The sequence below is a fragment of the Nocardia sp. NPDC006982 genome, assembly GCF_042869435.1.
GTDB lineage: Bacteria > Actinomycetota > Actinomycetes > Mycobacteriales > Mycobacteriaceae > Nocardia.
On record NZ_JBIAFV010000006.1, the window covers coordinates 617,796 to 644,627 of the forward strand.

Sequence of the window (26,832 nt, forward strand, 5' to 3'; positions counted from 1 at the left end):
CTATTCCCGCCCACCTGTCGGCCGGTACCCTCCTCGGCGCTGTTGCCGACGCTCCCGCGCGCTTTCGCGGATTCCGCCCGGCATGTCGGTATCGGAACCCGCTAGGAGCGCGAGAAGAGGTCCGAGTAGGTGGGGATGCCCGCCACGGAGTGGGCGGAAAGGATCGCGTCGACGATGGCCCGCTCGACGCAGACCGCCGCCGCGGTACAGACCTCATCCAGCACCAGCAGGTCGGACGGGAAGGCGGGCGGCATCGGGGCGGCGGTGATTTCGGCGGTGCCGGTGGACAGTGCGAAGAGGGTGTCACCGTCGAGGGGTGAGTGGGCAGGACGGATGGCGCGGGCGAGCCCGTCATGGGCGGTGGTGGCCATGCGCCGGCAACCGGCGGGGTCCAGGGGTGCATCGGTGGCGACCACGCCGATCGTCGTGTTGAGAACGGTGCCCTTGACCGGTAGTGCGTTTGCCACGGCCAGTTGCTCGGGCGTGGCGGGATACAGGCCGAATATGTCGGGGCCTTCGGTCCCGACGCCCCATGGCAGGCCGGTACGCGGGTCGAAGACCGAGCCGACCGGATTGGCGACGACCAGCGCCGCCACCGTGACGCCCGCGGCGGCACCCGCACCGAGCACGACGCTCGCGGTCCCCACGCCGCCCTTGATCGAACCGGCCCGCGCACCGACGCCCGCGCCGACGCACCCCCGTTCGAACTCCTCCGCGGCCGCCTCGGCCGCCAGGAAACCGAAGTCGGCGGTCGGTCGAATTCGCCAGTCCCCCACCGGAAGATCGAAGATCACCGCGGCGGGGACGATGGGCACCACCCGACTCGGATCAACCGGATCCATCGGTATGCCCTCGTGATGTTCCTCCAGCCAACGCATTACGCCGTCCGCGGCCGCCAGCCCGTAGGCGCTACCACCGGTGAGCAGGATCGAATTCACTTGGCGCACAGTGTTGCCCGGGTCGAGCAGATCCGTTTCCCTGGTCCCAGGTCCGCCGCCGCGCACATCTACCGCGGCGGTCGCACCGCCGGGTACGCGCACGACGGTGCAGCCGGTCGCCGCGCCGGACCCCAGCGTCGCATCCGGATCGAGCACATGATGGTGCCCGACCAGCAGGCTGGGCACATCGGTGAGCGAATTCCGCTGTCCCGCTTGCACATTCTCCTGGCTACTCGTCACGATCAACCCGGACCGTCAGGGTGCGAGGGCCTGCAGCAGGGAATCCTGCATCCAAGTCAGCCAGTGATAAACATCCAGATGCGGCCCACGCGGATCATCGGGTTCGAGGTGATCCGGTGTCTCGGCATCGATTCCGAGCACCGTGCCCAATGCCAGCCGCACATCGGTCAGCGCGGTCAACCAGGCGTCGGCCTGCTCCGGCGTCAGCACGATCTTCCCGCCGTCGGTCGGCACCGTTTTCAGCACCACCGATCCGGCCGCCAATTTGGCATCGATGATCTCCGGCTCGTGCAAGCCGCGCAGCGCACTGTTGAGATCGGCGCGATCGGCATCGGGAGAGCCCGGTTCACTCCGGTGGAAATCCGGCAGCAGCCGGTGCAGCCGGGGATCATCGGGCGGGGTCGTATTGCCGCTACGCAGCCCGGTGAGCTCGGCGAGCTCATCATCGGGGGCGGATTCGGCCCGCTCGGTCAGCAGGCCGGAAACGGCGCCTACCAGGGACCGCAGTACGCTCGCCTCACGCGCATCCATTTCGGATCGCAATTTGAGGCCGCTCAGCGAGTTCTTCCGGCTCCACTTACGCACTGACGTCAGGGTAGTCGTACCGGTCAGTCGTCCCGCTGCATGGTCGCCCAGAGTCCTGCGGCATGCAGCCGTCGCACGTCCTGTTCCATTTTGTCCCGCGAACCCGACGACACCACTGCCTTGCCCTCGTTGTGCACCTTGAGCATCAATTCGGTCGCCTTCGCTTTGCTGTAGCCGAACAGCTTCTGGAAGATGTAGGCGACGTAGTGCATGAGGTTGACCGGATCATCCCAGACGACCGTCACCCACGGACGATCCTCGGCCTCCAGGATCTCGGTGTATTCGACCGCCTCCGGAGTCGCCTGTGCCGCCGACAGTGTCGCGTTCACTTCGCACAAGGCCATAGCCATAACACTCAGGGTACGACTCGACTCCGGATACACAACACCCGCGCACCAGGAATCGACAGACGCCCCGGCCACACCGGCCTATCATGCCCGCCACTGCTGTCTACAGTGGCTTGCGTGGACATGCGCAGCACCGCACTGCTGACCGATCAGTACGAACTGACCATGCTCGCGGCCGCCCTCGGCGACGGCTCGGCGCACCGCCGCTGCACCTTCGAGGTGTTTGCAAGGCGCTTGCCGAACGGTCGCCGCTACGGCGTTGTCGCGGGCACCGGCCGACTGGTCGACGCGCTGGCGCATTTTCGTTTCGAGGAATCGGAGCTCGCGATCGCGGCCGGTTTCCTCGACTCGAAGACCATCGATTGGCTGCGCGACTACCGCTTCACCGGCGATATCGACGGCTATCCGGAGGGCGAGCTGTATTTCCCAGGCTCCCCGATTCTTTCGGTGCGCGGCAGCTTCGCCGAATGCGTCCTGTTGGAGACCCTCGCCCTGTCGATCCTCAATCACGACAGCGCGATCGCCTCGGCCGCCGCCCGCATGGTGAGCGCGGCCGACGGTCGCCGGATGATCGAAATGGGCTCACGCCGCGCTCACGAACTCGCCGCGCCGTCCTGCTCCCGCGCCGCATATCTGGCCGGCTTCGACGCCACCTCCAATCTGGAGGCCGTGCGCCGCTTCGGCGTGCCCGGCGCAGGCACCAGCGCGCATGCATTCACCCTGCTGCACAGCGCCGCGGACGGTGCGCACGAGGCGGCCGCGTTCCGCGGCCAGATCGAGGCGCTCGGCATCGGCACCACGCTGCTGGTCGACACCTTCGACATCACCCAGGGGGTGGCGACCGCAATCGAGATCGCCGGACCCGAATTGGGCGGCGTGCGTATCGATTCCGGTGATCTCGGCGTACTGGCGAGGCAGGTGCGCGAGCAACTCGACGGGCTCGGCGCGACCAAGACCCGCATCGTGGTCTCCGGCGATCTGGACGAGTACGCGATCGCCGCACTGCGCGCCGAACCGGTGGACGCCTATGGGGTCGGGACGTCGCTGGTCACCGGGTCCGGGGCGGCTACCGCCGGAATGGTCTACAAGCTGGTCGAGGTGGACGGGCTGCCGGTCGCGAAACGCAGCAGCCACAAGGAGTCGCGCGGCGGCACCAAGAAGGCGATTCGACTGTCCCGCCGGACCGGTACCCTGGTCGAGGAGATCGTCTACCCGGCCGCCGGAAACCAGCCCGCCGCAAACGGATTCGAGGTTCGCGAGCTGCTGGCACCGCTGGTGCGCGGTGGCGAACCGGTCGATGGGCTGCCCACCCTCGCGGACAGTCGCAAGTTGGTGGCGCGCGGGTTGGTCAGCCTGCCGTGGGAGGGCCTGAAACTGTCGGCTGGGGAACCTGCGATTCCGACGACGTTTGTGAATTGACCCGAGCTGCGGCGTTGCGCCGGTTCGCCCATTCCACGATGGTGAAGGCGACCAGCACGATCAGGACGCCCCTGAGCACCAGCCGTACCCAGTCGACGACCTCCTCGGGTCGATTGCCGAGCAGAAAGTCGACGGCGAGATAGGCCGTATAGCCGATGAAGAGTGCGATCGAAATTCTGACCGTGCTGCTCACGTGGACCTCCGAGTGCGTTCGTAGCCCGCCCGATCGATCAGGCGGCACAATGTAATCCACAGACAGGTGCCGAGTGTTTACATCCTCGGTTCTCAGATCGTGGGAAAGTGAGGTCGACATGAACCGAGCGTTGATCATCGTCGACGTGCAGAACGATTTCTGCGAGGGCGGATCGCTGGCCGTCACCGGCGGGGCCACGGTCGCCCGGCGCATCACCGGCTACCTGAACTCCGCGCATTACAGTGCGGTCGTCGCCACCCGCGACTACCACATCGATCCCGGCGGCCATTTCTCCGAACATCCCGATTATGTGGACACCTGGCCGCCGCACTGCCGAGTCGGCACCTCCGGCGCGGATTTCCATCCCGCCCTGAATACCGAGCAGATCCAGGAGATCTTCTCCAAGGGCCAATACTCCGCCGCCTATTCGGGTTTCGAAGGCGCCACCGAGGACGGCACCGGCCTCGCGGACTGGCTGCGCGAGCGCGCCATCGATGAACTCGACATCGTCGGCATCGCCACCGACCACTGCGTCCGCGCGACCGCGCTGGACGCCCGCATCGAAGGTTTCGACACCAGGGTGCTGCTGGACTTCACCGCCGGCGTCGCACCCGACACGACCGCCGCCGCACTCGACCGCATGCGCACGGCCGGAGTCGACATCGAGGGTTCGGTCGTTCGCTGACGCAGACTGCCTGCCCCGACCTGCCGCAAGACACGCCGGCTTCACATGTGGAAGGTGTGCGAAGCAGGACGAGGATCCGATCGGGCGGTGATCGGTTGTCGGTCCCAAGCAGTAGGCTCGTCGCGTGCCCGAACTGCCGCCCGTCCCCGAGCTTTTGGCCACCGCTGTGCGCGCGCTCGGCGGGAAGGAGCGCGTCGGGCAGGTGACGATGGCGGCGGCGGTGGATCACGCCATCGATACCAAGGAACACCTCGCGGTGCAGGCGGGCACCGGTACCGGAAAGTCGCTGGCGTATCTGGTGCCGAGCCTGCGTCACGCGGTGCGCACCGGCCGGACCGTGGTGGTGTCGACCGCGACGATCGCGCTGCAGCGGCAGCTCGTCGACCGGGATCTGCCGCGACTGGCCGAGGCGCTGAGCAAACCGCTGGGCCGGGCGGCGAAATTCGCGATCCTCAAGGGGCGCAATAACTATCTGTGCCTGAACAAGATCAATAGCGTGATTCCCGACGAGCCCGCGGAAGCGGAGCTCTTCGACGCATTCGCCATCTCGCGGTTGGGCCGCGAGATGCAGCGGCTCAACGAATGGGCCTCGAATACCGAAACCGGCGACCGGGACGAGCTTGCCCCCGGTGTCACCGATCGGGCCTGGCGGCAGGTCAGCGTGTCGTCGCGGGAATGCCTCGGCAAGTCGCGCTGCCCGTTCGGCCAGGACTGCTTCGCCGAATTGGCCAGGGCGGAATCGGCGCAGGCCGACGTCGTGGTGACCAATCACGCCCTGCTCGCCATCGATGCGATCAGCGGCATCCAGGTGCTGCCCGAACACGATGTGGTCGTAATCGATGAGGCGCACGAATTGGTCGATCGGGTCACCGGCGTCGCCACCGCCGAACTGGCCGCATCGGCGATCAGCGCCGCGGCTCGGCGCTGCGCCAAACTCATCGACCAGCAGGAAGTCGACCGGCTCGAGGAGGCCGCCGAGGCCTGGCACACAGTGCTCGACGAACTGCCCGCCACCCGATGGGACGTACTGCCCGACGGCATCGCGCCGGTGCTCGCACTGGTCCGTGATGCCGCCTGGAACGCCCGCACCGCGCTCGCGCCACAGGGCGGCACCACCGCACAGGGCGATCCGGAAAGCGCCGCCGCCCGCACCCAGGCGCTGGCCGCAATCGATGAGGTGCACGACGGTGCGGTACGCGCCTTGACCGCCTTCGACGAATCCGATCCGGCCAAGCGTCACGATGTCATCTGGCTCGCCGCCGACGAGATCCGCGGCGTCACCCGGCGCACGCTGCGGATGGCGCCGCTGTCGGTGGGCGGACTACTGCGCAGCAGACTTTTCGGCACCGCCACCGTCGTGCTGACCTCGGCCACCTTGCAGATCGGCGGCTCCTTCGACGGACTCGCCATCACCTGGGGCCTGCCCGCACAATCGGCCAGCCGCAGCGATACCACAACCGCCAACGGCGCGCAGGCGCCCTCGGACGCGGAGACTGTGCGCTGGAGTTCGCTCGACGTCGGCTCGCCGTTCGACCATGCCAAGTCCGGCATCCTGTACGTCGCGAAGCATCTGCCCGCGCCCGGCCGAGACGGTCTGGCACCGGCCTACCTCGACGAAATCGAGCGGCTCATCGGCGCTGCGGGCGGGCGCACGCTCGGGCTGTTCTCCTCGATGCGCGCCGCACGCGCGGCCACCGACGCACTGCGCGAGCGGCTGAATACGCCCGTTTTGTGTCAAGGGGACGACGCAACCGGCGCGCTGGTGCGCAAGTTCGCCGACGACCCCGAGACGTCCCTGTTCGGCACGCTGTCGCTGTGGCAGGGCGTCGATGTGCCTGGTCCGTCGCTGAGTCTGGTGATCCTGGATCGGATCCCGTTCCCGCGCCCCGACGATCCGCTGCTGACCGCGCGACAGCGGGCCGTCGAGTCGCGCGGCGGCAACGGTTTCATGACCGTCGCGGCCAATCACGCCGCGTTGCTGCTGGCCCAGGGCACCGGCAGGCTCTTGCGCAGCGTCGATGACCGGGGTGTCGTGGCGATCCTGGATTCCCGTTTGGCGACCGCACGCTATGGCGGCTATCTGCGGGCCTCACTGCCGCCGTACTGGGAGACCTCCGATCCCGAAGTCGTCGCCAAAGCGCTGCGTCGACTCACCGCCGCAAGCGCCTGAGCTGGTGAACTTGTGAGACCACTCACAAAGTAATCCAACATTTCCAGACAGAAGTAAATTGAGAACCGGTACTTCGGTGGAACCCCAATTCCCCCACCGGATGTATCGGCCAGTCCCCGCGCCAAGCCCTGCACGCGGCGCGGGGACACCACAAATCCCTGTCACTGCCGGTCCACCCGTGAGACCGTTTCCCAATGACGCACCAGCCAGATATCGACACTCTCGGCGAATTCTTGATCAGCGCAAGATCTTTGGCCGAATACCGTGCGATCTTCGCACTCACCGAAGCCGACCTCAGCGGACGCATACTCGACTGTCCAGGCGGCGCAGCAAGTTTCACCGCGGAGGCGAGTGAACTCGGGGCCACCGTCATCGCGGCGGATCCGATCTATGCCCAACCCGCGGAGCAACTGCGAACCCTCGCCGTCTCCGAAACCGATCGCGGAAACATTTGGGCGACAGCACATCTGGATCGATATCGGTGGGACTTCTACGGCGATCCACAACAGCACCGAGCGATACGCCTGGCCGCGGCGGCCCGCTTCGGCGCCGACATCACCGCGCATCGCGATCGGTACGTCGCGGCGCTGCTGCCGTCGCTTCCCTTCCCTGACAACAGTTTCGATCTGGTCCTGAGCTCACATCTGCTCTTCACCTACGCCGACCGCCTCGATCCGGATTTCCATCTGGCTTCCCTGCTCGAACTCTCCCGAGCATCCGCAGGCGAGACACGCCTCTATCCACTGGTCGATCACACCGGCGCACGCCAAGACGACCTGGTCGCACATCTACGAAAAGAACTGCACGACAAGGGAATCCGCTCGTCGCTCCGGGAAACCGCCTATGAGTTCCACCGCGGGGCGACCACGGTTCTGGTCCTGCACTCGAATCGCGACGAAGCGTGAAAACGACAGATCACAGCGTCCACTTGAGGATCAACGTGACGACGGCCGCGATCACGGCCAGCACGATCGCCGCCACGCCCCAGACAAACCCCTTACGCTGCCACGGGCGCCCGTGGTCGAGCGAGAACTTGCCGGGACCGGTGAATGCGACGACCGCGCCGACGGTGGCGAACAGCAAGGGCATTTCGTAGCCCTTACCGGTCAGCAGGCCGCCACCCCAGGTTGCATTGATCGCATTGATCATGGTGCCGAGCACGATGGCCGAGGCCAGCGGCGTCAGCAGGCCGAGCAGCAGGAGGATGCCGCCGGTGAATTCGCTGAGTCCGGCAAGGGTGCCGAACAGTTTTCCTGGGTTGTAGCCCATGGAATCGAAGGTGGCGGCGTTGTCGCGCCAACCCGGGCCACTGAACCAGCCGAACAGTTTCTGTGAGCCGTGCGCCGCGAGCAGGCCGCCGAAGACGACGCGCAGCACCAAGAGGCCGATATCGGCGGCGGAGTTGTCGAGAGTCGCGCCACTCGGATGGGTGGGGCGTTCGAGTGTGCCGTTGGAAGTCATGCTGGTCCTCATCCGCGCATCGGTATGAACAATGGCTCTTTAGCCTCGGCAATGAATCGGACTGCGGTCCGATTATCCCACAGTTCAGCCCAACCGCGCGATAGGCGAGACCTACTCCGCGAGGAAGAAGAAATATCCGAGGAACATCACCATCAGCGCCCACATCGCCGGATGCACCTCTTTGACGCGCCCCTTCGCGATCATGACGATCGGATAGAACAGCATGCCCATCGCCAGTCCATTGGCGATCGAGTAGGTCAGCGGCATCATGACGACGGTGATGAAGGCCGGAATCGAGTACTCCAGCCGATTCCAATCGATCTCGCCGAGCGCGCGGGCCATCAGCACACCGACCACGATCAGCGCAGGTGCGGTGATGGCCGCCGAACCGGCGATCACCGCGAAGATCGGATAGCAGAACATGGCGATCAGGAACCAGCCCGCCGTGGTCACGGCGGTCATACCGGTCCGCCCGCCCGCTGAGACACCCGCCGTCGATTCGACATAGGCCGTGGTGGTCGAGGTGCCGATGACCGCGCCGGCCATGGTGCCCACCGAGTCCGCGGCCAGCGCACTGGCCGCGCGCGGCAGTTTGCCGTCCTTGTCGAGCAGTCCGGCCTGGTTGGCGACACCGATCAGCGTGCCGGAGCAGTCGAAGAAATCGACGAAGAGCATGGTGAGAACGACGACGGCCATCTGCCCGGTGAACGCATCGGGCAAATGGATGATGGCCTGACCGAAGGTGTGCTCGAGGCCCTTCGGCATCGCGACGACACCGTTGGGCAGATCGACCAGACCGCTGATGACGCCCACAACGGCGGTGAGCACGATGCCGTAGAGCACCGCGCCGTGCCAGCCGATGACCAGGAACACCACGGTCATCACAAGACCGAAGAGCGCGAGCAGCGTGGTGCCCTTGGTGAAGTCGCCGAGAGTAACGAGGGTGGCCTCGCTATTGACCACGATGCCCGCGTTCTTGAGACCGAGAAATGCCACGAACATGCCGATGCCCGCGCCGACGGCCAGCTTCATCTGCATCGGAATCGCATTGAGAATGCGTTCGCGCACCCTGGTGATCGCGAGTACGAAGAAGATCACCCCGGACAGCAGAGTCCCCGACAGCGCGACCTGCCACGGGATCCCCATCCCGAGCACCACCGAATAGGCGAAGAAGGCATTCAGGCCCATGCCTGGCGCGAGCGCGATCGGATATCTGGCCCACACCCCCATGACCAGCGTGCCGAAGACCGCGGCGACGGCCGTCGCGGTGAAGACCGCCTGCATGGGAATGCCCTTGGCTCCGAGCGGACCCTCGTCGCCGAGCACCGATGGATTAACGGCGAGCACGTAGGACATGGCGAGGAAGGTGATGGTTCCGGCCATCAGCTCACGCTTCATGGTCGAACCGTTCGAACTGATGCCGAAGTACGCGTCGAGGCGTCCTCGGGTTCGCGTCAGAACGTCGGTGACCATGAGCTCTCCAGTCGAAAAACGAGTACAGGGGTGCCAGGGCACGGTAGCCGACAATTCACTGCACTCGAGAACCCGGCCCAGCTGCAGGTATAGGTTTTCGTGAGCAGCGTCACGGTGTCTTGCCTGGTCCCGACTGGACCGTTGCCCCGGGACCCGAAGGGCCTTGTCCAACTGAGCCCCGAGTAGGTCCCGGATTCGATATCAGCCGTTCGGCGCGATGACCAAGCCCAGTTCGGCGTCGCTGGCGAGTAGTTCGTTGTGGGGCAGGACCCGGACCGTGTAACCGACGGCGCCGGACAGGGGGACCGGGGTTTCGACGGTGAAAAGGTCCACACCGGATTCGGATCCGGTGTGGGTCATCGGGAAGGTGGTGGTGTCGGAGAGGTCGTCGGTCGGTGAGACTCGGCCGAGTACCGCCTGCACCGTGACGTCGGCGGGGGTGAGGCCGCCGAGGTCGATGCGGGCGGAGAGCGAGAGTTCGGCGCCGATGATCGGAGTGTCGGGCAGGCCCGCGCTGTCGACCTGCATGATCTTGACCGAGGGCCAGGCGGCGTCGACTCGGCGGCGGTACTCCGAAACCGCTCGGGCACCGGCGAATTCGTCGGCGCTGGCGCGTTTTCCGGCGGCTGCGGCGGGGGCGTAGTACTCGACGGCGTAGTCGCGTACCATGCGGGAGGCCAGCACCCTCGGACCGAGTGTTTGCAGGGTGTGACGCACCATCTCGACCCAGCGCACCGGCATATCGGAGCCGTCGCGGTCGTAGAAGCGCGGTGCGACGGTGCGTTCGAACAGGTCGTAGAGGGCGGCGGCCTCGAGGTCGTCGCGGCGGTGTTCATCGGAGACGCCGTCGGCGGTCGGTATGGCCCAACCGTTTTCGCCGTCGTACATCTCATCCCACCAGCCGTCGCGGATGGAGAGGTTAAGCCCGCCGTTGAGCGCGGACTTCATACCGGAGGTGCCGCAAGCCTCCAGCGGACGCAGCGGATTGTTCAGCCAGACATCACAACCCCAGTAGAGGTAGCGGGCCATCGACATGTCGTAATCGGGCAGGAAGACGATCCGATGACGCACTTCCGGATCGTCGGCGAACCGAACGACCTGCTGGATCAGCGCCTTGCCGCCATCGTCGGCGGGATGACTCTTACCCGCGACGACCAGTTGCATCGGCCGATCAGGATCCAGCAGCAGCGCACGCAAGCGCTGCGGATCGCGCAGCATCAGGGTCAGCCGCTTGTAGGTCGGCACCCGGCGCGCGAAACCGACGGTCAACACATTCGGATCGAAAACGCCATCGACCCATCCCAATTCAGCCGAAGCGGCACCGCGTTCCAACCAGGACGCACGAACCCGTCGGCGCACCTCGGCAACGAGGATGGCGCGCAAAGCATTCCGAGTCGACCACAATTCACCCAGGTCGAAATCGCGCAGCTTCTCCCAGCCACGCGCCTCCTCGACCAGCTCGGGACCGATGTGCTCGCGTGCCTTGTCGAACCATTCGCGCGCCGCCCAGGTCGGGGCGTGCACACCATTGGTGACCGAACCGATCGGCACCTCGGTCGCGTCGAATCCGGACCACAGCGGCGCGAACATGGCGCGGCTCACCTCGCCGTGCAGTTTGGAAACACCATTGGCGCGCTGGGCGAGTCGCAAGCCCATATGCGCCATATTGAATACCGATGGATCGGCTTCGCGACCGAGCGCGACGATCCGGTCGACGGAAAGCCCTGGCAGCATGGCGGACTCGGATTCCCCGTGGCCACCGCCGAAGTACCTGCGCACCAACGGCATCGGGAACCGGTCGATACCGGCGGGCACCGGCGTGTGCGTGGTGAACACGGTAGCGGCCCGCACCGCAGTCAGCGCGGTATCGAAATCCAGTCCGGCCGAGACGAATTCACGGATCCGCTCGACGCCGAGGAATCCAGCGTGCCCCTCGTTCATATGGAACACATCGGGATCAGGCACACCCGCGGCGCGCGTATAGGCGCGCACCGCCCGCACGCCACCGATACCGGCCAGGATCTCCTGCTTGATCCGATGGTCCTGATCACCGCCGTAGAGCCGGTCGGTGACCGCGCGCAATTCCGGATCGTTCTCGGCGATATCGGAATCCAGCAGCAGCAATGGCACCCGCCCGACCTGCGCGATCCACACCCGCGCCCGCAGCACCCGCTGATCGGGCATGGCCACGTGGATCAACACCGGCGAACCTTCGGTGGTAAGCAGCCGCAACGGCAGCCCCTGCGGATCCAGCGCCGGATAGTGCTCGGACTGCCAGCCGTCCGCGGTCAGCGACTGCCGGAAATAACCGGAGCGGTAGAGCAATCCGACGCCGATCAGCGGCAGCCCCAGATCCGATGCGGACTTCAGATGATCACCGGCGAGAATCCCGAGGCCGCCCGAATAGTTCGGCAGGACCTCGGTGACGCCGAACTCCATCGAGAAATAGGCGATGCCGCGCACCGGCTCATCGGTCTGCCGCTGGAACCAGCCCGGCCGCGTCAGATAGTCGCGCAGATCCGCTGCGGCGGCATCCACTCGCCCGACATAGTCCGCATCGGCGGCGAGCTCGTCCAGCCGCGCCGCGGGCACCTCGCCCAGCATGCGCACCGGATCGTGGCCGAGCTCGCGCCACAGCTCGGGATCGAGCTCCGCGAACAGATCCTGGGTAGCCCAATGCCACGACCAGCGCAGATTCGTGGAAAGTTCGCCCAGGGCCGCCAAACGCTCGGGCAAATGGGCACGGACGGTGAAACGACGGAGTGCCTTCACCAACCGAACCCTACCCAATGCCGCAGCACCTGGTGGCTCCAGCGGGGCCACGCACTGGACCGTATACACCAACAGACACGATCACCGCACTGATCCGGCCAGCGGGTCTGGGCCGGACACGACGAACTACCCGCCGCCGCGCACCGCACCGGAATATCACTCGCGGCGAACCTGCGTGAATGAGAGCATCGGCTGATGCCGCACTGGATCGATGTGCTCCCCCAGTTCCTGCTGGCCTGCCTCATTCTGGCCGCACTGCCCGGACCGGCGACGGCGCTGTTTCTCCAGCGCGCAGTGCGCGACGGTCGCGCGGCCGGACTGGCGGCGGTGGCCGGGAACGAGATCGGGGTGTTCGGCTGGACGCTCGCCGGTGGCGCAGGTCTGTCGGTGCTGCTGGTCGCGAACCGGTTCATGAATACGGCGGTGCACGTCATCGGGGCGATGGTGTTGATCTGGCTCGGTGTGCAGGCCTGGCGCGGCGCTCGCGGCGACGACGAATTCGGCAGCAGGATGACCAAACTGCTGCCCACCGGCCGCACCCCCGGTTCGGCGTTCCGCGCCTCGCTGATCTCGATCGCGGCGAATCCGAAGGCGGCCGTCTTCGGCCTGACGATCCTGCCGCAGTTCCTGCCGTCGAGCGGTCCGGTGCTGCCGACCGTGCTGATCCTGGCCGGTATCCAGCTGGTCATCGATACCGCCTGGTGCATCGGCATCGTGCTGGCGGCGGACCGCGCGGGGACCTGGCTGCGGCGAACCGGAATCCGCCAGCGGGTGGAGCGCGCGCTCGGCGCGATCTTGGTCGCACTCGGTCTCGGTCTGGCGGCCGACGCACGCTGATCCCGTCCAACCGACCCGCACCCGGTAGGTTGGTCGACGTGACCGGCCGCATCGCCATCGATGACACCGCCCCTTCGATACCCGGCGGTCGTTCGGCCAAGGCCGTGGTCGGGGAGGTGTTTCCAGTGCGCACCGTGGTCTGGCGCGAGGGGCACGACGCCGTCTCCGCCACGCTGGCGGTACGCGGCCCCGGCTCGACGCGGATCACCCGCATTCGCATGACGCCGGACTACGAGCCGGATGTCTTCAATGCCACCTTCGTACCGAACCTGCCCGGCACGTGGACCTACCGCATCGAGGGCTGGAGCGATCCGATCGCCACCTGGCGGGCGGCGGTAGAGGCCAAGCTCGCCGTCGGACAGAGCGCCGCCGATCTCGCCAATGACCTGGAGCTCGGCGCGCGGCTGTTCGAACGGGCCGCACAGGCGGTACCCAAGAAGCAGTTCGAGCGCTTGCGCGCCGCCGCGACGGCATTGCGCGCCGAGGAACAGCTGCCCGCCCGGGTCGCCCCCGCCTTCAGCGCGGAGATCGCGGAGATCCTGCGCGATACGCCATTGCGGGACATGGTCACTCGTGGCCCGCAGCACTCGGTACTGGTGGAACGTCAACGCGCACTGTATGGCTCGTGGTACGAATTCTTCCCACGATCGACCGGTGGCGTTGATACCGCGGGCAAACCGATCCACGGCAATTTCGCCACCGCCGCAAAGGAATTGCCGCGCATCGCGGGCATGGGCTTCGATGTGGTCTATCTGCCGCCCATCCACCCGGTCGGCGAGATCAACCGCAAGGGCCGCAATAACGCGCTCGCGGCCGAACCCGGTGACGTCGGCTCCCCGTGGGCGATCGGGTCCAAGGATGGCGGGCACGATGCGATCCATCCCGAACTCGGCACCACCGCAGACTTCGCCGAATTCGTCAGCACCGCAACCGAACTCGGCCTCGAAGTCGCGCTCGACCTGGCGCTGCAGTGCGCACCGGATCATCCGTGGGTCGCCACGCACCCGGAGTGGTTCACCACGCTCCCGGACGGCACCATCGCCTACGCCGAGAATCCACCGAAGAAGTATCAGGACATCTACCCGGTCAACTTCGACAACGATCCGGACGGACTGTACGCGGAGGTGCTGCGTGTAGTCCGGCACTGGATCGGCTTGGGCGTCAAGATCTTCCGCGTCGACAATCCGCACACCAAGCCCGCCGATTTCTGGGAGTGGCTGATCGCGACCGTGCGGCGCACCGATCCGGACGTGATCTTCCTCTCCGAGGCCTTCACCCGACCGGCCCGGCTCTACGGTCTGGCCCGCCGCGGATTCAGCCAGTCCTATACCTATTTCACTTGGCGTGTCGCGAAATGGGAGCTGACCGAATTCGGCAGCGAACTGGCCGCCAAGGCCGACGAGGCCAGACCGAACCTGTTCGTCAACACCCCCGATATCCTGCACGAAAGCCTGCAGCAGGGTGGGCCCGGCATGTTCGCCATCCGCGCGGTACTGGCCGCGACCATGGCCCCCACCTGGGGTGTCTACTCCGGATTCGAACTCTTCGAGCATCAGGCGGTGCGCCCGGGCAGCGAGGAGTACCTGGATTCGGAGAAGTACGAGCTGCGCCCGCGCCCATTCGCCGAGGCGCTCGCGCGCGGAGAATCATTGGAGCCGTGGATCACTCGGCTCAACGAAATCCGTCGCGCGCATCCGGCGCTGCAGCAGTTGCGCTGCATCCACTTCCATCACGTCGACAACGACGCACTGCTGGCCTATTCGAAGGTCGATCCGGTCAGCGGTGACGCCGTACTGGTCGTGGTGAATCTGAATCCCTATGCGGCCGAATGGGGCATGATCTCGCTCGACCTGCCCGCCATCGGCCGCGAATGGCACGACCATCCGGTGGTGTTCGACGAGGTCAGCGGCGAGGAATACCATTGGGCACAGACCAATTACGTGCGGCTGGATCCGGCCCACGCGGTCGCCCACATTCTCACGCTGCCCGCCGTATCGCAGCAGGCCCGCGCGGAACTCGCGTTCCGGAGGACATTTCGATGAAGCGTCGCGATCTGATGTTGCTCGCGGCGGGCACCCATACCGATCCCCATACCGTTCTCGGCGCGCACCCGCATCCAGACGGCACGATCGTGCGGGTGCTGCGCCCGCATGCCGATACCGTGTTCGCCCGGGTCGGCGGCGTCGACCATCCCCTGAAGTCGTTGGGGCACGGCATTTTCGCCGGTGTCGTACGGCATCCGGACCTGATGGATTACCGCATCGTCACCAATTACCAAGGCGGACAGACGATCATCAGCGCGGACGGCTACCGCTTCCTGCCCACCGTCGGCGAGCTGGACCTGCATCTCATCGGCGAGGGCCGCCACGAACACCTTTGGGATGTGCTCGGCGCGCACCCGCGTCACTACACCACTCTCGACGGCGAGGTGGACGGGACCTCGTTCGCCGTCTGGGCACCGAATGCCCGGGGCATCACCGTGATCGGGGATTTCGACGGGTGGAGCGGGAATAGCGCACCGATGCGTTCGCTCGGATCCTCCGGGGTATGGGAGGTCTTCGTACCGGGGGTCGGTGTCGGCACCAAATACAAGTTCCGGGTGCACGGCGCGGACGGTCGCACCGTGGATCACGCCGATCCGCTGGCGTTCGCGACAGAGCTGCCACCCGCTACGGCATCCGTGGTCACCGAAAGCAAGTACGTGTGGTCCGACGGTGACTGGGTTTCGACGCGCGAACGCACCGACCCCACTCGCGCGCCGATGAGCGTCTACGAAGTGCACCTGGGCTCCTGGCGTCCCGGCCTGGGCTACCGCGAATTGGCGGATCAGCTCGCCGATTACGTGCGCGCGGCCGGATTCACCCATATCGAACTGCTGCCGATCGCCGAGCACCCGTTCGGCGGCTCATGGGGCTACCAGGTCACGTCGTATTACGCGCCCACCGCCCGCTTCGGCTCCCCCGACGATTTCCGCGCCTTCGTCGACCGCATGCACGCCGCAGGCATCGGCGTACTGCTCGACTGGGTGCCCGCGCACTTCCCCCGCGACGAATGGGCGCTCGCGCGCTTCGACGGCACCGCGCTCTACGAGCACGCCGACCCGCGCCGCGGCGAGCAACTCGACTGGGGCACCTATATTTTCGACTTCGGCCGCAACGAGGTGCGCAACTTCCTGGTCGCCAATGCGCGGTACTGGATCGAGGAATTCCATATCGACGGACTGCGCGTCGACGCGGTCGCCTCCATGCTGTACCTGGATTACTCACGCGCCGAAGGTGAATGGGAACCCAATGTGCACGGCGGCCGGGAGAACCTGGAGGCCGTCGACTTCCTGCAGGACCTCAACGAAACCGTGCACCGCCACCATCCGGGCGTAGTCACCATCGCCGAGGAATCCACCACCTGGCCCGGTGTCACCCGCGGCGCCGATGTCGGCGGCCTCGGCTTCACCATGAAGTGGAATATGGGCTGGATGCACGACACCCTGGGCTATTTGGGGCGCGATCCGATCCACCGCTCCTGGCACCACAACGAGATCACCTTCTCGCTCGTGTACGCGTGGAGCGAGAACTATGTGCTGCCCATCAGCCACGACGAAGTCGTGCACGGCAAGGGCACCCTCTGGACCAGAATGCCCGGCGACGATTTCGCCAGGGCGGCGGGCGTGCGCGCACTGCTGGCCTACATGTGGTCGCATCCCGGTAAGCAATTGCTGTTCATGGGCCAGGATTTCGGCCAGTTCCGGGAATGGTCACACGACCGCGGCCTGGACTGGCACGAACTGGAAAACCCACTGCACCAGGGCATTACGGCCGCCGTCCGGGATCTGAACGCGGTCTACCGCGCCCATCCCGCGCTGTGGAGCCAGGACACCAGCCCCGGCGGCTACTCCTGGGTGCAGGCCGACGATCGCGAAAACAATGTGATCGCCTTCCTGCGCTACGGCTCCGACGGTTCGGTGATCGCCTGCGTCTTCAATTTCTCCGGCTCGGTGCACGGCGATTACCGCGTCGGCCTGCCGAGCGCAGGCACCTGGCGCGAAATCCTCAATACCGACGCCGCCGAATACGGCGGCTCCGGCATCGGAAACCTGGGCGGTGTCAAGGCAACCGATGAGCCATGGCACGGTCGACCGGCTTCGGCCACCGTGGCGCTCGCGCCGAATACCGCGATCTGGCTCGCGCCCGAGACATAAGCCACCACGCGGGCAGACGAGCAAGCGCACCCCGCCGCGCTCACGCCGGCTACGGCCCCAGTAGCGCGGTCCCGAACACCGCGATCGGACTCACGCCAAAGACATAAGCCACCACGCAGTGGTCGGGCCATCCCGCAAGCGTCAGCCCGGGCTTCGGCCCAAGTGGCCGGTCACGAATGCCGCCATCTGGCCCGCGCCGGAGATATATAAGCCACCACCCGCGCAGGTCGAGCAAGCGCACCCCGCCGCGCTCAGGCCGGCTACGGCCCTAGTGGCGGTCCCGAATACCGCGTATCTGGCTCGCGCCAAAGACATAAGCCACGCCACGGATAGGCGAGCAGGCAACCCCGCGGTGATTCGAGCAGGCCGAGCCGCCACGCTGACCCCGGCTTCAGCCACCGGGGCCCAGAGTCATAAGCCACAACACGCTAGGTTGAGCAGGCCACCCGGGTGAGTCGCGCAGGCAAAACCGCGGCGCTAAGCCCGGCCACCATGGTGCTAGCTCCGAACACCCGCGATCCAGCCCGCACCAGAGTCATTGGGCACCACACAGGTAGGGCAAGCCGCAAGCCACCCGCAGCGCTCAGCCGCGCCAGTCCCGCAGCGCTCGGCGCTCAGCCGCGCCGGTGCGTTGCAGATGACCGCCCGGCAACCGACCGCACCGCTGCGATCGGCGGATAGTGCCTGGCGATTCCATCAGCGCAGGCTATCCGCCGATGCCATGCGCGCCGCAGCAGCCGGGGTCAGTACAGCGCAGCAGCCAGCTTGCGGCGGGCAGCAACCACGAAAGGCTCTGCCGGGTCGAACAATTCGAAGAGTTCGAGCAGTCGCGTGCGCGCCTTGGTGCGATCATCGCCGGCCGTCTTCTTGATCACGGTGATCAACCGGTCGAACGAGGCCTCCGGCTGCTGGCTCAGCATTTCCACATCGGCGGCGTCCAGGGCCGCGTCGACATTGGCCGGATCGGCATCGGCGGTGGCGATCGCGGAATCCGAAACAGCCTGCGCACGGGACAGGAAGCGCACCTGACGCAGTGCGTTCTTTGCTTCCTCATTGCCCGGCTCCGCGGCGATGATGGCCTCATAGGCCGCTTCAGCGCCGGCCATGTCGCCGCGCTCGAGCGCGGCCTCTGCGGCGGTGAAACGCGGGTCCTCTACGGCCGGGGGCTGCTCACCGCCCTCGAGCTGCCCGCCGACCGCTTCGACGACCGCGCTCAACCACTGCCGGACCTGCGGCTCCGGCTGAGCGCCCTCGAAATCCGCGAGCGGGCGGCCACCGGCCACCGCGATCACCGTCGGAATTCCCTTAACACCGAAGGCCTGCGCGATCCGCATATTGGCCTCGGCCTCGACCGTCGCCAGATCCCACGCGCCCGCGTCCTCCTGGACGAGCCGCTCCAGCGTCCGGACCAGCTCGACGCTGCCCGGGCTGCGCTGCGAATACAGCGCGACGACCACCGGCACCTGGGTGGACCGGCGCAGCACCTTCGTTTCGAAATCCGCCTCCGAGACGGCGTAGTCGCCGCCGCCTCCCGCACCCGACGCACCGGCCGGGGGCTGCTTCAGGCTGGACAGATCCACCGCACCTGACATGGCGGCGGCGACGGCTGGCGAAGGGCGGCGGGCAGCGGGTCGAGTCACGGTTTCCAGTTTGTCACGGCGTGACCGAGGCCGGGGCTCCGGAGTCGGCGGAAGTCACCTCGCTCAGCTCACCGAGCTTGCCCGCGCGCACCGCCCACACCTCGAAGAGGACCGTGAAGAACGGCGGAATGCTCGACAACAACGCGAGCACCGTGGTCTTTGTGTTCCAGGCCAGCTCGCGGGCCGCGAGGATCGCGGTGATGACGAAAAGGACGAAGATGATGCCGTGCGTCATCCCGAATACCTTGACCGGCCACAGCACCGGTTCGGGGAGGCGCTTGAACACCATGCCGACGATCAGGAAAACCCAGGAGATCGCCTCCAGCACGGCGATGAAGCGGAACCGCTTGGCCACGGTGCTCAAGTCGAAGAAATTGCCCATGGCCACCATTGTGCCGGACTGCTACGACGGGTCGTAGTTGAACCGGTCACACCTGAACTCCGCCGACCCGGTATCTCCGGGCCGGCGGAGCCGAGAATTACACCTTGATGATCAGCGCGTCGCCCTGACCGCCGCCACCGCACAGCGCGGCCGCGCCGATACCGCCACCGCGCCGCTTCAGCTCCAGCGCCAGATGCAGCAGGATGCGCGCACCGGACATGCCGAGCGGGTGACCGATGGCGATCGCGCCACCGTTGACGTTCACCTTCTCCGCATCGATGCCCAACTTGCGGGTGGACGCGATGCCGACCGCCGCGAACGCCTCGTTGATCTCGACCAGATCCAGCTCGGCGGGCGAAATACCTTCGCGCGCACAGGCCTTGGCGATCGCATTGGCAGGCTGATCCTGCAGCGTCGAATCCGGACCAGCCACCACGCCCGCGGCGCCGATCTCGGCGATCCAGCTCAGGCCAAGCGACTGCGCCTTCTCCTTGCTCATCACGACCACCGCGGCCGCCCCGTCGGAGATCTGCGAGGCGGTGCCCGCGGTGATGCTGCCGTCCTTGCGGAAGGCCGGGCGCAGCTTGGCCAGCGATTCGACGGTGGTGTCCGCGCGAATGCCCTCGTCGGTGCTCACCACGATCGGATCGCCCTTGCGCTGCGGCACCGACACCGGGACCACCTCGTCATCGAAGACGCCGTTCTTCCACGCCGCCGCCGCCCGCTGATGCGAGGCCGCCGCGAACGCGTCCTGATCCTCGCGGCTGACCGGCTCGGCGTCGTTGCGCTGTTCGGTCAGTGCACCCATCGGCTGGTCGGTGAAGATGTCGTGCAGACCGTCGTAGGCCATGCTGTCGCGCAACGTCACATCGCCGTATTTGAAACCCTCCCTGCTCTTTTCGAGCAGATGCGGGGCCTGGCTCATGGATTCCTGACCGCCCGCGACGACGATCTCGTACTCGCCGGCACGAATCAGCTGATCCGCCAGCGCGATCGCATTGATACCGGACAGGCACACCTTGTTCACCGTCAACGCGGGCACATCCATCGGGATGCCCGCGGCGACCGCCGCCTGCCGGGCCGGGATCTGCCCCGCACCCGCGGTGAGCACTTGGCCCATGATCACGTAGTCGACCTGCTCCGGCGTGACGCCGCCCTTCTCCAGCGCCGCCTTGATGGCGAAACCGCCCAGGTCGGAACCGGTGAAGTCCTTCAGACCCCCGAGCAGCCGACCGACCGGGGTACGCGCACCGGAAACGATCACGGTTGTGGTCACGACGAGCCTCGCATTCATTGATCGAACAGCGTCGCGCACCGAGGACCCGCGACGTCAACCTCTGTACCCCACGGTAGCTTGTGCTGCTCGAACACCCTTTACCAGGTACGCGGTGCCCTCGCCTGCGCTCGGCCCAGCGCAAGGGACTAATGACGGTCTCCAGCCGGCTGTGTCGGATCAGGCGCTACGTTCGAAGAGTGAGCAACGTTATCGACCCGTCGAACTTCATCCCCGGCGACTACGTCATCGCCGTCGACCACGTGGGCATCGCGGTACCCGACCTGGATGCCGCAATTGCCTGGTATGCCGACAATCTCGGCATGATCGAGACCCATCGCGAGGTGAACGAGGCCCAAGGCGTGCACGAGGCGATGCTGTCATTGCCCGGCGGACCGGACGGCGCGACTGCCCTGCAGTTGCTGGCGCCACTCAACGCGGACTCCACCATCGCCAAGTTCATCGACCGCAGCGGACCGGGCCTGCAGCAACTCGCCTATCGCGTTACCGATATCGAGGCCGTCTCCATGTATCTTCGTGATCGAGGTCTACGTTTGCTGTACGACGCCCCGCGTCACGGAACCGCCGATTCCCGCATCAATTTCATTCACCCGAAGGATGCTGGCGGTGTGCTGATCGAGTTGGTCGAACCGAACGCGAATGTTACGCACTAGTATCAAGATCGGGCCTGAAAAACTCGTCCGCATCACATTCGCGGTCGAGTCACCATGAGGTGCAAGTAGGCTGTAGTTTGTGTGCCATGTCGTCACCTGAGTCCGATCGCAATCGCTTCGTTGCACTGCCCTTCACCGTTGTGCGCAAGGGTTATGCGCAAGACGAGGTACGCAACTACTTCGACCGTTTCGATGCCGAGTTAAGGGTCACCGCCACAGATCGGGATGCCGCTGCGGCGCAAGCCCGTAACCTCGCCAGCCAGCTGGAGGACGCGCGGGACGAGATCGACGAGCTCCGTAAGGAAGTCGATCGCCTTTCGGTTCCGCCGACCACTGCGGAAGGTATGTCCGACCGCATCTCTCGGATGCTGCGCCTGGCGTCCGACGAGGCGTCCGAGGTCCGCGCGCTCGCGCAGGCCGAGGCGGCGGAAATGGTGTCGATCGCCGAGCAGCAGGCCACCGAAATGCGTGGTAAGTACGAATCGCTGCTCGCCGAGACCAAGGAGAAGCGCGAGGCGCTCGAAATCGAATTCGAGCAGACCCTGGCGAATGCGCGTACCGAGTCTGCCAAGATCATCGAGGCCGCTCAGGCCGAGGCCGACCGCCTCGGCAAGGAAGCCGATGCCAAGCGCAAGGCGACCCAGCAGGACTTCGAGGCCACCATGGCGGAGCGTCGCACCAAGCTCACCCGCGCGATGGAGGAACTCGAGGCCACCAGCCGCGCCGAGGCCGCTCAGCGGATCAAGGACGCGACCGACGAGTCCAACCGCCTCATCACCTCCGCCACGCAGACCTCCGAGCGCAAGATCGCGCACGCCAAGGAACTCGCCGAGGAGATGCGCGTGCTGCGCGGCCGGGTGCTCGCCCAGCTGCTCGGTATCCGCGGCCAGCTCGACTCGGTGCCGGCCATGCTCGCGGCCGTCAACCGGGAAAGCGAACTGCTGGACGGGGTTCCGGATCAGCGCAAGTCCATCGGCGGTGGCACCAAGTCGGTCACCGGCGGTTCGCGCACCAAGGCCATCCCCGAGGTCTCGGCCGAGGAAGACGACATCGACGCCGACGAGCGCGAGAACGCCGAAATCACCAACTGACGACGGCGGGCTGAGCGGCGACAAACGCAACACCCCAACCGAATTCACACCAAGGCCGCCCCACACCGGGGCGGCCTTCCTAATGTCGCGAGTAGCCGGACACCGCCCACTACGGGACATACACCGCCACAACGACATTCCGGGCCACCGAGACACCCCGCCCCTGGAACATTCGGGTTACCAGCCCTAGGCCACCCCAGAGGCGCTGGCGGCTTTCCCTTGCCCCTGCCTGGTCAGCTGCGCGCGGCGGCCGCGGTTCTCATCGGCGGTGACGGATACTCAGCCCCAAGGAGATCCACAGACCCACCGGAATCTCTCCGGCCGTCTGACAACCGGTTCCGCGTCCGAGCTTCCGATGTGGACCCATGTGGCCACCAGCAATGCCGTGCACGGCACGACGACATCCGCTCTTCCAGAGATGCTCAGCCCCAAAAGAATCCACAGAATCGCAATTCCTCACTCACGCACGCTGCCACCCGCAGGCTCGCACAGCCCCGCCCAGAGCGGCCGCAATCGGAGCCCTTACCGGCAGGCCCCGTGCCGCCCACGCAATGCTCTACACCGCACGCCGAAATACTGCCCCCCAAAGGAATCCGCAGAATCGCGCACTCCGCGCAAGCGCCACCCTCCACCGGCAAGCGCCACCCTCTACCCGCAAGCGCTGCCCTCCACCGCCAAGCGCCAGCGCCGCCTTCCACCGGCAAGCGCCGCCCTCTATCCGCAAGCGCTGCCCTCCACTGCAAGCGCCGCCTTCCACCGCCAAGCGCTGCCCTCCACAAGCAAACGCTGCCCTCCACAGGCAACGCGCCCTCCACTGCACGCGCCGCCCGCCACTGCACGCGCCGCCCGCCACCGCACGCGCCGCCCTCCACAAGCACACGCGCCCTCCGCAGCAAGCGCCGCCCGCCACCAGCGTGCGGCGCCCTCACCGGCAAGCGCCGCCTTCCACCCGCAAGCAGCCACCAACCGCAGGCGCTCGGTTCGTAGACCTCAGCTCTGTCCATAGGCGCGCGGCCCTCGACTCCCAGGCGCCGCGTTCTACCCGCATATGCGACCTGCAACCCGGACGCAGGACTCCTGCCCGCAGGTGCACCGCTTCTTCCTGGTAAGTGCACCCTCGGGGCGAAGTTGCGCCGTCAGGCCGGAAGTCCGCACTCTGCCGGAAGCGCTAGCCCCGTCCACAGATGCGCGCCCGCTTTCCGGTAAGGCGGTACGGGGTGAAGGTGCGCCTCCTGCGCCTTTTGCCCGCAAGTGCCACCTTTCTGTCGGCAGCAGTCCACTGTTTGTAGGCGCGCCCGTCAGTCCGCAGACTCACCTCCCTGCGGGCACCCTCAAAGTGCACCTTTCCGACTTGGACACGCACAGTTTGTAGCGGCCGCATACCGTCTACGCCGGGTGCGCAGTGGGTTGCTCTGGGGCGCAGGGGATTCAGGACCAGCGGCGGGTGATTCGGCGGGTATGGCGGCCGTTCCAGCAGCCGCGGTGCCAGTGTCTGCGGTCGTCTTCGCCGTCGTCGACCGCCCACGCGACGATATGGGCTACACCGGGCGGGATTTCGTGATCGCAGCCGGGGCAACGATAAGTTTTGACGGCCCGGCTACCTGGGATGGTTCGCACGATGTACATGTCGTCGCTGTCCGGTCCGGCCTCCCGCCTACCGAAGACATCGCCGATCGGCGGGGTGCCCTCCTGCGAGCGGCCCACCTGGCGTTCCGTCCACGGTTTCCGTCGGGGCATCCCATAAGCCTAGGTTGTGGCCGACTTCACGCTGCGCGCGCAGTCGATCCCTTCCCACGCACCACCCCCAAGCCACGCACGTTATTCCCCGACGAATCACAACCCGCCGAACAGCCCGCAAATCCATGCCCAGCCCACGAACCAACCCTGCCCACGAACCATGCCCAGCGGGAAAGGTCATACGGCGGCGGCCAAACCAGTGCGCAGCAGGCGAACTCATCCGCGGCGCGCGTTCGTCCGCCGCGGCATCCGCAATGCGCGAACCCGTACGCCGCGAACAAAACTCATGTGGGCCGTCGAACATACGCACTGCAAACGACGTCACGCACCGCCGACGAACTCACTTACCCCGGGCACAGTCCCTCCTGCTCAACACCTCCCGCGCCGTGCACGTTTACCCGGCGAAACCACGCGCAACGCACGAACTCGTGCGCAGCGGGCAAACCCACAGGCGGCGAACAAAGCCGTGCCAGGCAAGCAAACAAAAACGCGGCAAACACAGCCCATGCTCGGCCGCCAACACCTAAGCCACTGCAGGCGATGTCACGCACCGCCGACGAACTCACTTACCGGGAGCGCCGTCGGTCCCTTTCCTCGCAACACCTCCCGCACCGTTCAGGTTCGCCCGGCGAATCCATACACAATGCGCGAACCCATCCGCGGCGAGCAAAGCCATGCACGGCCGCCGAACATACCCACCGCCGACGAACTCACTTACCGCAGGCACAGTCCGTCCCTTCCCTCGCAACACCTCCCGCACCATTCACGTTCACCCGGCGAATCCATACGCAGCGCGCGAGCTCACGCGCGGCGCACGAACTCACGCACCGGCGGGCAACCCTATGCGGCGCGCAAACTCATACGCAGCGGCGGCAAACCAGTGCATGCCGAGTGAACTCATGCGCCGCAGGCAAACTCATGCGCCACGGCTTAGAGGGGGGCCTTTGCTAGAAGAGGCGGAATTCGTTGCTCTCAGTGCCGCGTAGGGCGTCGTAATCGAGGGTCAGGCAGCGTATGCCGCGGTCCTCGGCGAGGGTGCGGGCTTGGGGCTTGATCTGTTGGGCGGCGAAGACGCCGGCGACCGGGGCGAGGAGTGGGTCCCGGTTCAGGAGTTCGAGGTAGCGGGTGAGCTGTTCGACGCCGTCGATTTCACCACGCCGCTTGATTTCGACGGCCACGGTTGCACCGGAGGCGTCGCGGCAGAGCAGGTCGACCGGGCCGATGGCGGTCATGTATTCGCGGCGGATCAGTGTGTAGCCGGGGCCGAGGGTCTGCACGTGTTCGGCGAGCAACTCCTGAAGATGGGCCTCCACACCGTCTTTCACCAGACCGGGGTCCACACCCAGCTCGTGCGCGGAGTCATGCTCGATCTCCTCGATGGTGATGCGCAGTTCCTCACCGGCTTTATTGGTAACCACCCAGAAAGCCTTCGCCCCCTCGGGCACCGCATCACCGTCGCGCTCCTCCAACCAGCACGGCGGGCTCATCCAGTTCAGCGGCTTATACGAGCCGCCGTCGGAATGCACGAGGACCGATCCGTCCGCTTTGATCAGCAACAATCGGCGGGCCATCGCGAGATGGGCGGTGAGTCGCCCTACATAGTCGACCTGACAGCGAGCAATCACTAGGCGCACCCAAGCACTGTAGGTGAGCGCCCGGCCCGACCCGGTGTCACCCCTGCTGCGTCGGCTGTCAGCCCATGAGCAGAATTGCCGCGAGGAACGCGCTCACGGCGAGCAGACCGGATTCGATCCGGGTGAGTCGGCGGGTAGATGCCGCGTTTGCGCGCAGCATGCCAAAGCCGACCGCGGTTCCGATACAGAAGGCAAGCAGGTGACCGACATTGGTGAAGGTCTGTTCGATCAGCACGCCCTCGGCCGCAACGATAAACCACACCGTCGACCAAGCGATTCGCCAGCGATGCGGAATGGCGACCACAATCGCCCCGACCAACGCCATAGCGCCGTAACTCACGCCGACGTCCTGCGCCCAGCGGATGCTCGCGGGCAACCAATCGGCCTCGATCGCGATCCACAGACCGGCCGCGACAAGAAGCGTGGCGCCGATATGCCCAGCCAGGAATACCCGCACCATGTGGACCGCGCCGAAGCGCAGTTCGGCAAGTGCGAGCAAACAACCGAGCAACGGAATCAGCACCCAGGCGGCACTGACATCGCCGATCACCAGTGCGCTCGAGAGCACGGTGCCCACTCGGCCATTCAGCAGATTGTGCAGATTCGTGCTCGCGTGCAGCACCACCCGTGCCTGCGAGGTCTCACTCATCGCGGAGAAGACAGCGGTGACAGCGACAAGGGCCGCCAGATATCCGAACGTCGCCGGGAGCCTCAGCTGCCACCAGCGCAAGCGAAGTGGTCTGAGGGGTTCGACCGGCGCGCGGTCGGCGGTTGTCGTCGCTGCGACCATCAACACCTCCATGCGCATCGACCGCTCCTATCGAGCATGCCGACGCTGATTACTACTTACTGTCACTCTCCATGATGAACGCCGGAGCGCCGCATAGGGTGACTATTCCCTGTGAGATTGCTCCGAAACCTCGTGGCGTACAGCACACAAAGGAGATATAAAGCAAAAAGGCCCCCAACTGTGTTGGGGGCCTTTCGCAAGGATGTTCCGGCGGTGTCCTACTCTCCCACACCCTGTCGAGTGCAGTACCATCGGCGCTGGTGGCCTTAGCTTCCGGGTTCGGAATGGGACCGGGC

22 protein-coding genes and 1 rRNA gene are annotated in these 26,832 nt (G+C 66.2%); 9 read left to right on the forward strand and 14 right to left on the reverse strand.

Annotated features, from left to right (window positions below):
• Positions 1-101: 101 nt before the first annotated feature.
• The 3 genes from ACFYOW_RS26890 to clpS are packed head-to-tail and all read right to left on the reverse strand — an operon-like array spanning position 102 to position 2,107.
• A complete protein-coding gene (locus tag ACFYOW_RS26890; protein WP_387292358.1) occupies positions 102-1,178 on the reverse strand; it encodes a P1 family peptidase in 1,077 nt (358 codons plus the stop codon).
• A 15-nt stretch (positions 1,179-1,193) separates the two neighbouring features.
• The gene (locus tag ACFYOW_RS26895; protein WP_357479227.1) at positions 1,194-1,763 is read right to left on the reverse strand and encodes a DUF2017 domain-containing protein; all 570 of its coding nucleotides are present in this window, start codon (positions 1,761-1,763) and stop codon (positions 1,194-1,196) included.
• Positions 1,764-1,786: 23 nt separating this feature from the next.
• Positions 1,787-2,107, reverse strand: a complete 321-nt coding sequence (gene clpS / locus ACFYOW_RS26900) for an ATP-dependent Clp protease adapter ClpS (protein WP_040687186.1) — start codon at positions 2,105-2,107, stop codon at positions 1,787-1,789.
• Between the two features lie 126 nt (positions 2,108-2,233).
• Between clpS and ACFYOW_RS26905 the strand changes: the two genes are divergently transcribed.
• Complete coding sequence (locus ACFYOW_RS26905) at positions 2,234-3,529, forward strand: nicotinate phosphoribosyltransferase (RefSeq protein WP_387292429.1); 1,296 nt, start codon at positions 2,234-2,236, stop codon at positions 3,527-3,529.
• Here ACFYOW_RS26905 and ACFYOW_RS26910 read toward each other — a convergent pair.
• Complete coding sequence (locus ACFYOW_RS26910) at positions 3,459-3,722, reverse strand: hypothetical protein (protein ID WP_387292360.1); 264 nt, start codon at positions 3,720-3,722, stop codon at positions 3,459-3,461. The genes ACFYOW_RS26905 and ACFYOW_RS26910 overlap by 71 nt on opposite strands.
• Before the next feature lie 118 nt (positions 3,723-3,840).
• Between ACFYOW_RS26910 and ACFYOW_RS26915 the strand changes: the two genes are divergently transcribed.
• From ACFYOW_RS26915 to ACFYOW_RS26925, 3 genes are all read left to right on the forward strand, one after another.
• Positions 3,841-4,407 (forward strand): nicotinamidase, encoded by a 567-nt coding sequence (locus ACFYOW_RS26915; RefSeq protein WP_063044710.1) that lies wholly within the window; start codon positions 3,841-3,843, stop codon positions 4,405-4,407.
• Between the two features lie 124 nt (positions 4,408-4,531).
• Positions 4,532-6,577 carry an ATP-dependent DNA helicase gene (locus ACFYOW_RS26920; protein WP_387292363.1) on the forward strand — a complete coding sequence of 682 codons (2,046 nt, stop codon included), beginning with the start codon at positions 4,532-4,534 and terminating at the stop codon, positions 6,575-6,577.
• Between the two features lie 194 nt (positions 6,578-6,771).
• On the forward strand, positions 6,772-7,482 hold the full coding sequence (locus ACFYOW_RS26925; protein ID WP_387292365.1) for a methyltransferase domain-containing protein: 711 nt from the start codon (positions 6,772-6,774) through the stop codon (positions 7,480-7,482).
• A gap of 10 nt (positions 7,483-7,492) precedes the next feature.
• On the opposite strand, the gene ACFYOW_RS26930 is transcribed toward ACFYOW_RS26925, so the two are convergent.
• The 3 genes from ACFYOW_RS26930 to glgP form a co-directional block, all read right to left on the reverse strand.
• Positions 7,493-8,038 carry a DoxX family protein gene (locus tag ACFYOW_RS26930; protein WP_387292367.1) on the reverse strand — a complete coding sequence of 182 codons (546 nt, stop codon included), beginning with the start codon at positions 8,036-8,038 and terminating at the stop codon, positions 7,493-7,495.
• 111 nt (positions 8,039-8,149) lie between these two features.
• A complete protein-coding gene (locus ACFYOW_RS26935) occupies positions 8,150-9,511 on the reverse strand; it encodes an NCS2 family permease (RefSeq protein ID WP_387292369.1) in 1,362 nt (453 codons plus the stop codon).
• A 201-nt stretch (positions 9,512-9,712) separates the two neighbouring features.
• The gene (glgP, locus tag ACFYOW_RS26940; protein WP_387292371.1) at positions 9,713-12,283 is read right to left on the reverse strand and encodes an alpha-glucan family phosphorylase; all 2,571 of its coding nucleotides are present in this window, start codon (positions 12,281-12,283) and stop codon (positions 9,713-9,715) included.
• Between the two features lie 195 nt (positions 12,284-12,478).
• Between glgP and ACFYOW_RS26945 the strand changes: the two genes are divergently transcribed.
• The 3 genes from ACFYOW_RS26945 to glgB are packed head-to-tail and all read left to right on the forward strand — an operon-like array spanning position 12,479 to position 17,315.
• The gene (locus ACFYOW_RS26945) at positions 12,479-13,120 is read left to right on the forward strand and encodes a LysE family translocator (RefSeq protein ID WP_387292373.1); all 642 of its coding nucleotides are present in this window, start codon (positions 12,479-12,481) and stop codon (positions 13,118-13,120) included.
• Positions 13,121-13,158: 38 nt separating this feature from the next.
• Positions 13,159-15,162 carry a maltotransferase domain-containing protein gene (locus ACFYOW_RS26950; RefSeq protein WP_387292375.1) on the forward strand — a complete coding sequence of 668 codons (2,004 nt, stop codon included), beginning with the start codon at positions 13,159-13,161 and terminating at the stop codon, positions 15,160-15,162.
• On the forward strand, positions 15,159-17,315 hold the full coding sequence (glgB, locus tag ACFYOW_RS26955; RefSeq protein WP_387292377.1) for a 1,4-alpha-glucan branching protein GlgB: 2,157 nt from the start codon (positions 15,159-15,161) through the stop codon (positions 17,313-17,315). Before ACFYOW_RS26950 ends, glgB begins: the two co-directional genes overlap by 4 nt.
• A gap of 743 nt (positions 17,316-18,058) precedes the next feature.
• Here glgB and ACFYOW_RS26960 read toward each other — a convergent pair.
• The 3 genes from ACFYOW_RS26960 to ACFYOW_RS26970 form a co-directional block, all read right to left on the reverse strand.
• On the reverse strand, positions 18,059-18,907 hold the full coding sequence (locus ACFYOW_RS26960) for a tetratricopeptide repeat protein (RefSeq protein WP_387292431.1): 849 nt from the start codon (positions 18,905-18,907) through the stop codon (positions 18,059-18,061).
• Positions 18,908-18,968: 61 nt separating this feature from the next.
• A complete protein-coding gene (locus ACFYOW_RS26965) occupies positions 18,969-19,337 on the reverse strand; it encodes a DUF3817 domain-containing protein (protein WP_387292379.1) in 369 nt (122 codons plus the stop codon).
• Positions 19,338-19,434: 97 nt separating this feature from the next.
• On the reverse strand, positions 19,435-20,613 hold the full coding sequence (locus ACFYOW_RS26970) for an acetyl-CoA C-acetyltransferase (RefSeq protein ID WP_387292381.1): 1,179 nt from the start codon (positions 20,611-20,613) through the stop codon (positions 19,435-19,437).
• A 197-nt stretch (positions 20,614-20,810) separates the two neighbouring features.
• On the opposite strand from ACFYOW_RS26970, the gene mce reads away from it, so the two are divergent.
• Together mce and ACFYOW_RS26980 are read left to right on the forward strand one after the other, a co-directional pair.
• Complete coding sequence (gene mce / locus ACFYOW_RS26975) at positions 20,811-21,284, forward strand: methylmalonyl-CoA epimerase (protein ID WP_387292383.1); 474 nt, start codon at positions 20,811-20,813, stop codon at positions 21,282-21,284.
• Between the two features lie 86 nt (positions 21,285-21,370).
• Positions 21,371-22,375 (forward strand): hypothetical protein, encoded by a 1,005-nt coding sequence (locus tag ACFYOW_RS26980; RefSeq protein WP_040687167.1) that lies wholly within the window; start codon positions 21,371-21,373, stop codon positions 22,373-22,375.
• A 1,428-nt stretch (positions 22,376-23,803) separates the two neighbouring features.
• Here the strand turns inward: ACFYOW_RS26980 and ACFYOW_RS26985 are convergent.
• From ACFYOW_RS26985 to rrf, 4 genes are all read right to left on the reverse strand, one after another.
• Positions 23,804-24,112 carry an ATP/GTP-binding protein gene (locus tag ACFYOW_RS26985; protein WP_387292385.1) on the reverse strand — a complete coding sequence of 103 codons (309 nt, stop codon included), beginning with the start codon at positions 24,110-24,112 and terminating at the stop codon, positions 23,804-23,806.
• 947 nt (positions 24,113-25,059) lie between these two features.
• Positions 25,060-25,746, reverse strand: a complete 687-nt coding sequence (nucS, locus tag ACFYOW_RS26990) for an endonuclease NucS (protein WP_387292387.1) — start codon at positions 25,744-25,746, stop codon at positions 25,060-25,062.
• 58 nt (positions 25,747-25,804) lie between these two features.
• Positions 25,805-26,554 (reverse strand): rhomboid-like protein, encoded by a 750-nt coding sequence (locus ACFYOW_RS26995; protein ID WP_387292389.1) that lies wholly within the window; start codon positions 26,552-26,554, stop codon positions 25,805-25,807.
• Positions 26,555-26,741: 187 nt separating this feature from the next.
• Positions 26,742-26,832 (reverse strand): 5S ribosomal RNA (gene rrf / locus ACFYOW_RS27000); the annotation flags it as partial.